At 60.2% G+C, this 12,042-nt stretch carries 4 protein-coding genes and 8 pseudogenes; 3 read left to right on the forward strand and 9 right to left on the reverse strand.

Going from position 1 to position 12,042, the window contains the following annotated elements; genetic code table 11:
* Positions 1 to 293: 293 nt before the first annotated feature.
* On the forward strand, positions 294 to 1,175 hold the full coding sequence (locus tag RFN28_RS33765; RefSeq protein WP_320276777.1) for a tyrosine-type recombinase/integrase: 882 nt from the start codon (positions 294 to 296) through the stop codon (positions 1,173 to 1,175).
* Between the two features lie 10 nt (positions 1,176 to 1,185).
* Positions 1,186 to 2,384, forward strand: a pseudogene (locus RFN28_RS33770) (IS91 family transposase).
* 473 nt (positions 2,385 to 2,857) lie between these two features.
* On the opposite strand, the gene istB reads toward RFN28_RS33770, so the two are convergent.
* The 8 genes and pseudogenes from istB to RFN28_RS33810 all read right to left on the reverse strand — a co-directional run.
* Positions 2,858 to 3,619 carry an IS21-like element helper ATPase IstB gene (istB, locus tag RFN28_RS33775; protein ID WP_320291470.1) on the reverse strand — a complete coding sequence of 254 codons (762 nt, stop codon included), beginning with the start codon at positions 3,617 to 3,619 and terminating at the stop codon, positions 2,858 to 2,860.
* A 15-nt stretch (positions 3,620 to 3,634) separates the two neighbouring features.
* Positions 3,635 to 4,540, reverse strand: a pseudogene (locus RFN28_RS33780) (Mu transposase domain-containing protein); the annotation flags it as partial.
* Between the two features lie 318 nt (positions 4,541 to 4,858).
* Positions 4,859 to 5,264, reverse strand: a pseudogene (locus RFN28_RS33785) (IS21 family transposase); the annotation flags it as partial.
* Positions 5,265 to 5,439: 175 nt separating this feature from the next.
* Positions 5,440 to 5,894 (reverse strand): annotated as a pseudogene (locus RFN28_RS33790) (transposase); the annotation flags it as partial.
* A gap of 140 nt (positions 5,895 to 6,034) precedes the next feature.
* Positions 6,035 to 7,034 (reverse strand): annotated as a pseudogene (locus RFN28_RS33795) (IS5 family transposase); the annotation flags it as partial.
* A 250-nt stretch (positions 7,035 to 7,284) separates the two neighbouring features.
* Positions 7,285 to 8,256, reverse strand: coding sequence for a 3-hydroxyacyl-CoA dehydrogenase NAD-binding domain-containing protein (locus RFN28_RS33800; RefSeq protein ID WP_320291471.1), 972 nt, complete (start codon positions 8,254 to 8,256; stop codon positions 7,285 to 7,287).
* 729 nt (positions 8,257 to 8,985) lie between these two features.
* Complete coding sequence (locus RFN28_RS33805) at positions 8,986 to 10,242, reverse strand: Coenzyme F420 hydrogenase/dehydrogenase, beta subunit C-terminal domain (protein WP_320291472.1); 1,257 nt, start codon at positions 10,240 to 10,242, stop codon at positions 8,986 to 8,988.
* A 330-nt stretch (positions 10,243 to 10,572) separates the two neighbouring features.
* Positions 10,573 to 11,190 (reverse strand): annotated as a pseudogene (locus tag RFN28_RS33810) (ABC transporter substrate-binding protein); the annotation flags it as partial.
* On the opposite strand from RFN28_RS33810, the pseudogene RFN28_RS33815 reads away from it, so the two are divergent.
* A pseudogene (locus tag RFN28_RS33815) lies at positions 11,160 to 11,384 on the forward strand (integrase core domain-containing protein); the annotation flags it as partial. The pseudogenes RFN28_RS33810 and RFN28_RS33815 overlap by 31 nt on opposite strands.
* 33 nt (positions 11,385 to 11,417) lie before the next feature.
* Here the strand turns inward: RFN28_RS33815 and RFN28_RS33820 are convergent.
* A pseudogene (locus RFN28_RS33820) lies at positions 11,418 to 11,827 on the reverse strand (IS110 family transposase); the annotation flags it as partial.
* Between the last annotated feature and the right edge of the window lie 215 nt (positions 11,828 to 12,042).

A 12,042-nucleotide genomic window follows, 5' to 3' on the forward strand; every position in this document is an offset into this window, starting at 1 on the left:
CTAACATCGACCGCGAAGAGAAGCGAGTGACCCGCGGGGCGACTGGAGTAGGGAAAAATATCACGAGGAGGGGCTTGACCTTAACGACCCCAATCAGAGAAGCCTGCTAGACGTTATGACCGTGGTGTGAGCGGTGGCCCGTCCCTAGACTTTGCAGCGTAAAGCAAAACGAGGGTTGCTTCGGCAGCGCCGAGCCGAGCCTCAAGCAAAGGAAGGACGGGCCATGAAGGAAGATAATGTATTTTACGTCGGTGTCGACGTGTCGAAAGCCAAGCACGCGATTGGAGCTCGTCATGACCCAACTTCGCCAGCGCATGAGCGAGGACATGCAGGTGCGCAACCTCGCGCTCAACACCCAGCTCTCGTATCTGCAACAGGTATCGCTGTTCGCTCGCTATTTCGGCAAGTCGCCGGACCTGCTCGGGCGCGAGGACATTCGGACCTACCAGGTCTATCTGACCAACGAGAAGAAGCTCGCGCCCGGTTCGATCCACACCGCCATCGCGGCGCTGCGCTTTCTCTACAGCGTGACGCTCGAAAGGGACTGGGCGCCTGAAGAGGTTCTGCCGCTTCCGAAGAAGCCGCAAAAGCTGCCGATCGTCCTCGGTCCCGAGGAAGTTCAACAATTCCTCGGCTGTGTGCTCGACATCAAACATCACGCGATCCTGACCACGTGCTATGCCGCCGGCTTGCGCATCTCGGAGGCGATTCAGCTGAAGCCCACGGACATCGACAGCCAGAGAATGGTCGTCCGTGTCGAGCAGGGCAAAGGCCAGAAGGACCGCTACGTGATGCTGTCGCCCAAGCTCCTGGAGATCCTGCGCAGCTACTGGAAGGTGCGCCGGCCAGTGGCCTGGCTCTTCCCCGGCGACCGCGCCGGCGAGCCGATCACTAGGGATGCGGTGCGACATGCGTGCGCGAAAGCGCACGACCTCTCCGGCTTGTCCAAGCCGGTCACGCCGCACAGCCTACGGCACGCCTTTGCCGTCCATTTGTTGGAGGCCGGCGCCGACGTGCGCACCATTCAACTGCTGCTCGGTCACAGGAGCCTCGCGACCACCGCCCATTACCTGCGGATTGCCACCAACAAGGTCTGCGCCACGTCGAGTCCCTTCGAGCTCTTGCCGCGTCCGGCGCCCACCTTGCCGCCGCCCGCCGACCCGCAATACTTCTGAGCTCTCGCCGATGGCCCGCTCGGGGCCGGAAGTGGCGGACATCTTCCGCCGCCATGGCGACGCCTATCGCACTCAGCATGATGCGTCGCTGTCGACCGCCCAGCATCGCGTCATGACGGCGATCGAACTGTGCCGGACCGCCGCGCTCGGCGGGCACGTCGAAGCATGCGATCAATGCGGCCACCGGCGCATCGCCTTCAACAGTTGCCGCGACAGGCATTGTCCCCGCTGCCAATCGCTGGCCCGGGCACAATGGCTGGAGGATCGTCGCGCCGAGCTTCTCGACACGCAGTACTTCCACGTCGTCTTCACGCTGCCGGAACCCATTGCCGCCATCGCTTATCAGAACAAGGCGCTTGCCTACGGCCTTCTCTTCCGCGCCACCGCCGAGACGCTGCGCACCATCGCCGCCGATCCCAGACATCTGGGCGCCGAGATCGGCTTCTTCGCGGTGCTGCACAGCTGGGGCCAGAACCTGCTGCACCACCCGCACCTGCACTGCGTCGTCCCGGGTGGCGGGTTCTCGCCGGACGGCACGCGATGGATTGCCTGCAGGCCCGGCTTCTTCCTGCCGGTCCGCGTGCTCTCACGCCTGTTCCGGCGGCTGTTTCTGGAGCACCTGGAGAAAGCCTTCGCAGCCGGCGAACTGCAGTTCTTCTCCGACTTGCAGGGCCTGGGCGCGCCTAACGCCTTCCGGCGCTATCTGGCGCCGCTTCGAAAGGCCGAGTGGGTGACTTACGCCAAGCCGCCCTTCGCCGGGCCCGAACAGGTCCTCGACTACGTCGGCCGCTACACGCACCGCGTCGCCATCTCCAACAACCGCCTCGTCGACATCGAGGATGGCGCCGTTAGTTTCCGCTGGAAGGACTACCGGCATGGTGATCGGCAGAAGGTCATGACCGTCTCGGCCGACGAGTTCATCCGCCGCTTCCTGCTTCACGTCCTACCCGAGGGCTTCCATCGCATCCGCTATTACGGCTTTCTCGGCAATCGCCATCGCGCGCAAAAGCTCGCCCGCTGCCGCGACCTGCTCGGCATGCCGGCTCCCGAGCCGTCGGTTGAGCCGATCGAAAGGGACTATCGCGACCGCTACGAGGACCTTACGGTCACTCCCTGCGGCAATGCCCGGCCTGTCACCAAGGGCAGATGATCGTCATCGAAGTCTTCGACGGCGTCACCGGACCACCGCCATACTGGGATACGTCATGAAGGTAGCGCTCGGCTTTCTTCGTCATCTATCGCCCAGACCGTTCGGCCGGAAACCGAGCCGGTCCCGCGAAGGTGCGCGCCGTCACCTCCTGGTCGCCTCTCGGCAGGGCGGGGCGCCAGCCCTCACTTGGCCGGAGCCGATATATCCGTGTCGCTTTCAACCCATGCGATCTGCAATCGCCGCGTCTGGGATGCGTCTGCGGCCCACGCGATGCCTGTCCGCGGGTGCGGCCTCAATTGAATGCCCATAGCGGCCACCCATGCCGGCGGCTTAGTCCAACACGTTTTTAGCTCACCGTCGCGATCCGCCACAGCGCGCTCTCGCCACCCGCCTTTTCTGCGCGACGCCAAGCTAAAAACGCTCTCCATTGTGAGCAGCCATTTCAGGCGATGGTGAGCGCTCATTTCATTTGATCGTGAGCAGGGATTTCACGCGATCATGAGCGGCCGCTTCGACCGACCTGTTGATTGATTCAGGTGTTTGCGGCTGCGTCAAGAGCGTGGGCGCGGGCTTTATGTTTTCGCATGCTTTCTCCGGTGAGTTGAAGGCGGTGAGCGTTGTGAACGAGGCGATCCAGAATCGCATCGCCGAGCGTGGGATCGCCGACAACATCGTGCCAGTGTTCCACGGGAATTTGGCTGGTGACGATTGTGGAAGCGCGGCCATGGCGATCGTCGAGGATCTCCAGGAGGTCGCGACGCTCGGCGGCATTGAGGACCGACAGGCCCCAGTCGTCGAGGATAAGGAGTTGAACGCGCCCGAGCGTCTTGAGCAGGCGGCCATAGCGCCCATCGCCACGCGCTAGCGCGAGCGCCTCAAAGAGGCGCGGGACGCGATGATAGAGCACCGATCGATTGTCGCGGCAGGCCTTGTGGCCGAGGGCGCAGGCGATCCAACTCTTGCCCAGGCCGGTTGCGCCGGTGACCAGCACGTTCTCGTGGCGGTCGATCCAGTCGCCGGCGACGAGCCTGGCGAAGACGGCGCGGTCGATGCCGCGCGGGGTGCGCAAATCGACATCTTCCACACAGGCGCTCTGGCGCAGCGCGGCGAATTTGAGGCGTGTGGTGAGCCGTTTGGTGCCGCGCTCGGCGGCTTCGCGATCGACAAGAAGCCCGATGCGCTCCTCGAACGACAGGGCATCGAGATCCGGTGATCGTCGCTGCTCCTCGAAGGCCTTTGCCATTCCGGTCAAGCCGAGTGCGATCAGCCGTTCATGGGTGGGATGGGTGAGCATTGAGAACTCCATGGTTCAGTGGAAATAGCCCTGACCGCGGATGTTGCCGTGGCGCAGGGGTTGATGATCGGGCGTCTCGTCGAGGAACGCGCGATCAAGGCCGTTCTTGAGGATCGAACGGATCGAGGCGACGGAGCGTGCCTTGATGAGGATGCCGCGTTGGCAGGCTGCATCGACGCGCGTGTTGCCGTAGCTCTTGGTCAGCGCCAGGATGCCGAGACAGGTGCGAAAGCCCTGTTCGGGATGCGGCCGATCGGCGATGACGGCCTGAAAGAAGGCGGCGGTGGCGGGACCGATCTTCTCGCCGGCCACGATCAGTCCCCCCGGCGTCCACTTGCCGTAGCGGCGATGCGCGCTCGGCATGTGATCGGCAACGGTGGTGTGGCCGCGCCGGTTGGGCGCACGGGCGTGGCTGGCGATCCGCTGCCCCTTGTGGAAGATCTCGACGGTGTTGTCGGCGATACGCACATCCACGAGCTCGCGGATCAGGCGGTAGGGTGTGGAATACCAGTGCCCGTCCACTTCGACGTGATAGTCGGGCGCGACACGGCAACGCTTCCAGCGCGCAAAGACGTATGGCTGGTCTGGCAGCTCTCCCAGCTTCGGCCTGTCGATCTCGGCGAAGAGTTCGGCGCGGCTGGAGCCGAAGCCGCGCATCTGGCGGGCGTTGAGTTCGGCGACGAGCAAGCGGATGGCGGCGTTCAGCTCCGCCAGGCAAAAGAAGCGCTGGTTGCGCAGCCGCGCCAGGACCCAGCGCTGGGCGATTTGCACGGCGACCTCGACTTTTGCCTTATCCTTCGGGCGTTTCGGCCTCGCTGCGAGGACTGCGGTGCCGTAATGGCTCGCCATCTCCGCATAAGTCCGGTTGAGTCCGGGGTCGTAGCGGTCGGGGTTGGTGACGGCGGCCCTGAGATTGTCGCAGTTTTGTGTCCGACGCCATTATGTGGCTGGCAACGGGTTTGAGCCGGTCTTCGAAGGTGGGCCGCGGGCGAGAGGACACATAATGCACTACAGGGAGTTGAGCCAGTTGATGAGGGTTTTGTCATCCTTCCAAGCAACACGTGGTCGGGGCACCGTTGAAATACCTGAACCACTCACTTCGCAGGCGCGCAGCGCCTCGGCTTTGGCGCGCAGCGTCAGCTCGGCATAACGGTTTGTCGTGTCGAGACTCACGTGCCCGAGCCAACTGCGTATGACATTAACTTCGACACCGGATTCCAGTAGGTGGCAGGCAGCGGTGCGCATCGTCGGGCGCGCGCGCCCTTTCCAGGCCTCGAAGGTCGTACAAAACCAAGTGTAGCCAAAGCCGTCGGGATTGGCTGCACGATACTCTTCCCACAGCAGCACCCGCGTTACATTGCGCCGGCGCAACTCCTTCTCGACATAGCTCCAATCGGGGGCCGGCCGCCGGGGGCTTTGCGATGCTGCCTTCGGCGCCGGGAAGAGCAGCAGCTCAAGACCTTCGTCATCCATCCCCTCGGGCAGCGGCCAGCTCAGCCGGCAAGACGGGCGCGCCGCAGATAACCATGCACGACGCCATTGCTCACCCGAGCGTGTGCGCGATGGCGCGTTCGGTCAGGCCCTGGACATGCCTTAGACGTAACACTTCTCTGATCCGGCGCATCGACAATCTCTGGGTTGGCATCAGGCTTCCTCGTTTGAACGAGGCACCCTGTAGCTGAGTTGTCGGCCGAAGCGTCCCGCACCTCCGAAAAGGTGCTCACGATCGTCTGAAATCGTTGCTCATGATCTCGTGAAATCCGTGCTCACGATGCGGTGAAATCCGTGCTCACGATCGCCTGAAATACGCACGTTGAGCGCGAGAGCTGCTGATGGCCGTGAACGACATCCACCGTGTCGTCGATGTCGAGCGTGATGCTTGCGGGCGGCGCGGCATAGCTCGACCGCCAGAGATCGACCAGCATCCAGCCCAGCCGCATGACGGTCCTGATGTCGGCAGATGTCGAGCCTGACACGTCGACTGCGAGCACAAGTCGAGCCCGTTATCGGCAATCGTCCGCAAGCGAGCCTGAAGGCTGGATCGGTGCGCAGCCGGTTGAAATCGTTGCGATCCTCATAGCGCAGGCGATGGCGAAGCAACGTCGGCCATAGCCGTGCGTCACGCGCGCTCGATCACGTGGATCGCAGCCGCAAGCCCGGTCGCAAACGCCGTTCGGCCGCCAGAAGTATCACCACCATGGGATATGATGTGGCCGCCGTCAAACGCAGCTGGACAGATCGATTTACCGCGACTTTTGAACGATAAGGCGCACAAATGGGCGCGGTTGGCCGAATCTGACTCTATGACAAGGTTTCGCCCCTTGCCTGGGTGGATAGCCGATTTGACTTCGTTTTCGCCGCATGCGGGCGCAGTTCGCCCCTGGTGCCATACGAAGCGGATGAGATTGTAGGCGAGTTGGCCATGCCGATCTTGATCATGGGCCGCGCGATGCCGATCGTGCGCACGAACAGGCCCATCCTGGATTTCTGCTGCGCGAACACGTATTGGACGAATGCGCGGGTTTTCGATCTCCGCCCATTGGCCCGCGACGTCGCCTCGCTCATGGGCCGACCCTTCGGTTTCTTCTGGTGGATGTCAGAGACGTAGCCGTTCTTCTCCAGCCACTCCTCGTTCTTTTTCGAGCGATAGGCCGTGTCGGCCCAGACAGTCGAACCGGTTCTGGCGCGGTTGAGGACATTGCGAAGCTCCGCGCCATCATAGGGGGCCGCGCTCGTGACGTTCCAGCCGCAGATGAAGCCACGCCGACGATCGATCGCGGCGTGGTTCTTGTAGCCGAAGGCGGGAATGGCGATGTCTCGTTGCTGCGCCTTTCCATCCTCAGCCATCTTGGCCTTCGAGAACTTCACCGTCAAACGCGCGTCGCGGTCCTTCAGGCGCAGCTTGGCGGGCTTGTTAACCTTGCCGCCTTGATGTCAGTCTTCTCGGCGGCGGTGTTGCGCTGCTTGGGCGCCGCCACGATGGTGGCATCGACAATCTGCCCGCCCGTCGCCAGGTAGCCGGCCTTGCTGAGGTGCTCGTCGAAACGGGCGAACAGGTTGTCCACCGCGCCGGCCTGTGTGAGATGTTCCCGGAACAGCCAGATCGTCTTGGCGTCCACTCTGTCGCTGAGCCCCAGCCCGAGGAAGCGCATGAAGGATAGGCGGTCCTGGATCTGGAACTCGGCCTAGTCGTCAGACAGGCCGTGGAGCGCCTGCAAAACCATGATCTTGAACATCATTACCGGATCGTAAGGTGGCCGCCCTTCGCGCCATCGGAACGCTTCAGCGCCTTGCAGAGTGGCTTGCGGAAAACCTTCCACGGCACTACCGCGTTCAGCTTCTCCAGCGGATCGCCGGCCTCGCTCAGCCGCAAATAGCGCTCGTCAATGTCCCAGAAACCAGCCTGTCCCCGCATCCACTGCCTCCGCCCAAATCAACGCGCCGAGTGAATCAAAATCCACTTCCAAAGGCGAGGTATTTCGAACTGTCCAGCTGTAATCTTCTTGCGTCCGACGACTGGAAAAGACACCGGCAGCAACCCATCCAGGGTCATGGCGTGTGCGGCTCGCGAGATGCAGGGCAGGGTTGGCCTACGGAACCGAATCCTGCTCCAACTCAATCGCTGAAGCTACATCCCCAGCCTCAATCGCCGTGAATCAGACGGGTCAGGCACCTTTAAGGCTCTTTTTTGCTCGCCGCAATGCACCTCTAATTCCCACCACCCCTGCATCTCGCAATTCCATAAGCTCGGCTTGGCCGTTGGCGCCAATACCTTTCAATACCTGTTCGCCATATGCTCGCATCAATTGCCGATCTGGCTGGAAATCTGGTGGTGCTAGGAACCCCGTCATCTCGGCGGCGAAATCTTCTGCGTAGTCGGCATAAGCGGTTGGGTTTCGCGTCGCGAGAAACAATGCCGATGATGCGCCCATTACAGCCCACCTTATAGCTGGACCAGAAGCAATAGCGGTGTCGATCGCTTGAAGGTCAGCTACTCCTTGAGACATTATGTAAAGAATTTCCCTCAAAACCGCGTATTGAATTCTATTTCCAATGTAACCGGCGATCTCCCGGTCAAGTGAGACCACCTCGCATCCTGTCGATTTGTAAAATTCTGATGCCGTGGCAGCTGCCTGCGAGGCGACATCACCCCCCGCAATCTCTACAAGAGGCACGAGATATGGTGGATTGAAGGGATGACCGACCAGGATGCGCTCTGGATGCCGGGCTGCCCTTCTCAAATCGGCGGCAAGGAAACCCGAAGAACTTGAAGCGATGACAACACTAGGCGCCGTGAGACCATCGATTTCGCCAATCAGTTTAATCTTGGCGTCGATGTTTTCGGTCGCGCTTTCTTGAACGAAGTCCGTATCCTTAAGGGCGTCCTCCATGTTCGTTGTAAAGTGTACGCGCGTAGGCGAAGCGCCCGGTGCCATTCCGAGCTTAGCAAGGGCCGGCATGGCCTTGGCCAGGTACTCCCTCAAAAAAGTCTCCCGCTCGGCAGCTGGACTATAAACCACGACCTTCAAGCTGGCCCTCATAAAATGCGCCGCCCAACCGGCCCCAATCATGCCCCCTCCGATGCAAGTGACCCTGGCGATCCGGTTCGCAGCGCCTGAACGCTTTTTCTCAGTCATTTATCTCTCCAGCAACGAAACGTCATCTTGTCTTCCGGTAGTGGCCTTTCTAGGGTATTACCTCTTTACCGCAACTCACGATCTCGCATCGCACTGGCACTTTTTACTTTTGGCAGCCCAAACGGTGGTTTTAGTTGTCGCCGTATCTACTGTTGTTCAACATGGCTGCAAGGAAAAACGGAGTTACTCAGCGAAGGCACAATGTAGCAAGGCTATAACAAACAACATATCATCATTAATTAAGGTTTTTTAACTACTGTTTCGACCTATATTTACAATTATAAATTCAGACGAATTCTGCATTGACAAAATGCAGTACAAGAAATGTCTCGGAGGACATGACAATTTACAGGATAAGCGCATTCTACGTTTTGTCGATACCGTGTTTGTTGATGCGGTCCAATCGGAGAAACTGGACGGGATTGTCCGCGCTCGGCCTGAAGCTATGCTACACATTCGTCAAGTCGATTTATATAAACTTCACACCGAAAAATGCCGTCCGTGGCAATATTTACCTGCGGATTTGATAAGTGGCGCATGGCAATACCCCCAGCAAGGCAAAGCTTGGCGGCGTCCGCCGCGCCCGACCTGCGGCCACATGTCCAATTCTGTTTCTGTTGTCCTGTGGGCCGCTGCGGTCAGACGCGTCAGCTGGTCTATTTCGCCCGTTAAGGGCGTGGCCACTGGCAGGAGGATTGCGGGGCAACGTTGCCGACGCCGCCTCCCATATCAGGTTGGCAACGGTTCGCTGAAACGACCAGCAAGCGCCCGCTGCATGGTGGCCGACGTCTCTTCCTGGCGACGATCAGCGTCCAAAGCCTCGGCCAATTTGTCGAGTCTCAATCCGACGGTCTCGATCATCGGCGTCTTCGCGTGGGCCAGACCCTGGAGGCGCGCCAGCAAGGCGTGTTTCTTGTGCACCTGATGGGGTTGGAAAGAATCGAACTGGCGAGGTGTGATGGAGTCACCTAGGACGAGATCGTCACCGGCGACTGCCCCGTCCAGCAGCTCTTTGCCAGCTTGCGTGCGGCAAATGACTCCGTTGAAACCGGCATCCTCGTCGGTTGGATTGGCCCCCGGCCAGACATCGGTCGCGGCTATGTCGGATGCTTCTCCGAGGGCGTCAGGACAGAACTTGCAGCGTGTCTCGATATCCCCCTCCTCTTTCCAAAACTCTGCATAGGTGATTTCGAAAGCGCGCCCGTCCCGCGTCTCCACGCGGATTCGACCGGGGTTGCCGAACCCCCTGTACCGGAAAAGCGCCAATTCCGATTCAAGGACTCCAAACTCGTTGAGCCGTTCGATCGATTTGCCGAGGCGCGATTGACCGCCGCAGACCAGCGTGAGCCTCGCGACACAGACCCTGTCGATGCGATCGTCGATTTTCGACAGCCTATGCACCGCCCCAAGGTCGCAAGGCTTCGCTATGATTGCGAATGGCTTCTCGAGTTGAAGGGCATTTTCGAGTCCCGCGAGCGGAGCTACAGGTCCATAACGTGAGCCGGCATTGCGCTGGACTTCTTTAGGCGTCCTGCTCATCCTCCATCGGCTCCGCATGGGCATGTCCGGGTCGGGTCCGACATGGAGGATCAAATCCGCTTTTTTGGTCTCGAGCAGATGGCATCCGAGCGCTGTGAGCACACCGCCGCTGGAGGACGCGAAACGGCGCTCTGGGTCGCCTGCCCATCCGTAGTTCATCGAGAAATATGAACCCCAAACTAAATCTGTGTGGGGTGCATTTTCGAGCCGTGACTCTGCGATGATACCCGGACAAGCCGCCAAGATTCTGTCCTCTTCTTGTCGAGTGAACTTATTGACGATCGAGGGACGGAGCGCCCCATATCCTGTCAGGTGCATGGGGACTCGACCGACCGTAACGGCCTCACATAGTCCGCAGCCGATACAAAGCCCCGAGGAGACGACCTCCGCTACAGACGTCGCCGTTCGCCCGATGTCAGAGAGGTTGGTTTCGTTTCGCCGTTCCATCAGGCTGCCTCCAGATATTTCTGGCGATCCACTTGATCTGTATGACGGGTCAAAAGTGATTCGCCATCAAGGGGTGACCCGCATTAAATCTACCAAGGAGCCGGAGGATCTCGGCATTAGATAGTTACGGGTCGGCATCCAATATGACGCAAGCCGCCAATGTAGAAAGTTAATGTTTGTTAAGATTAATCTAATTTTGCGTAACAGTTGACATCCCTCAAGAAGGCCCGATGTCGACTAGGATTCGGTGTTCCGGCTGTTGCGCCGCTGGCGCAGCGAAGCCATCCAAGCCGGGTGAAGTCCGGCGCATCGTCGTCGCCCATGAGGCTCGCCCTCGTCTCGAAGGATGATAGCCATTTCGCGATCGAGGTTCGTGCGCTTATCCTGGTCGAGCTCGGCGCGCGCCTCATTGAGAAGCGAATTTCTCGTTAAAGAAGTGAGTGTCGTTCCACTCCGCCGTGGACAGATAGGCACTCGAGTACATCTGGTCCTGCGTTGAGCGCCAAGTCCAATACGAAGCATAGAAGGGCTGCTTTGCCACACCTCCGTCCAGTAGCCGTCTCCCGGCTCATACCGGCTTGGGCCCAACTCTGCTGATAGAGCTGGGCGGCATCGACGGCGCCCGGAAACGCCACGTCGGAGGTCCTGAGGAGGATCGGCCCACTGTGGCCCGACTTCTGATAGTGGAACTTGGCTTGGTCCGGATCGAAGGCTCGCTGCTCGACATCGGCCGAAAATAGCGGGTAGGCATCGTTGACAGGAAAGTCGTTACCTATTGCGCCATATCCGCGAGGGATCTTTGTCCAGCATTTGCTCGCGGTCCAAGGCAAGCGTCAACGCCACTCTGACATCGTTGTTGTCGAACGGCGCGGTGTCGCAGAACATATTGAAAAGGTAGCAACCGCGCCCAGTCACATTCCTGTTCGATGAGCCGGTCGGGCAACGTCTGGGACAATGCTGCGATGGAGAGCTTCTCTCGTCACTGAAAACTGAGCGGGACAGCCCGCAAGGTCTACAGGGCGGGGGATGACGCCAGGGCGGAAGTGTTCGACTACATCGAGCGCTTCTACAACCCTCGGCGGAGGCACTCGACACTGGGTTACCTGAGCCCCGTCGAGTTCGAGGACAAAACTATGCTATAGCTAAACTGCGTGCCCGAAAAACCGGCAGCAGGCCAAGCCGAACGTTTTCATGATCCCTCGGATCTGCTTGGAAAGCTCGACGGTGATCCGGACCAGCCGGGTGCGTGCTGCCACGAGCGTGCGGGTCAACATTTTGTCGAAGCCTTTCACGCGCACCTCGCGAAAGAACCCTGCTTCAGCAAGACGCGCCAAACCATCGGCGTCATTCGCATCCGTCTTGTTCGCCGCCATATCGAGAGCGGCTTTGGCATGGCGCGCATCGATGAAGATGGCTGGCAATCCCTCGGCGCGCAGCCCATGATAGAACCACACCGACAGCGGGCGGTTTCGAACACGATGCGCTTTCCGGCCGGCGCCCGCTTGCGGACAAGCTCGGCAATGATCCTGGGATCAGATGCGCACTTCCCGCGCCAGATCCGTTCGCCTTCACGGTGGATCGACACTGCCGTCTATTTCATCGACACGTCGAGACCGATATGTTCTTCCATGGCTGTTCTCCGTTGATGCTGGGCCCGGCGTCCAGTCGTGAGCCCGTGTTTCAGTCTTTCAAGCTCGGGACTGCGATCTGGCGAAGTGGTCAGGCTTGATCGTTCCGACGTCGATCTGACCAGCGGGGTTCTTCTGGTTCGGAAGACGAAGTTCCGCAAGGACCGCCTCG

The organism is Mesorhizobium album (assembly GCF_033977205.1).
Taxonomy (GTDB): domain Bacteria; phylum Pseudomonadota; class Alphaproteobacteria; order Rhizobiales; family Rhizobiaceae; genus Mesorhizobium; species Mesorhizobium album.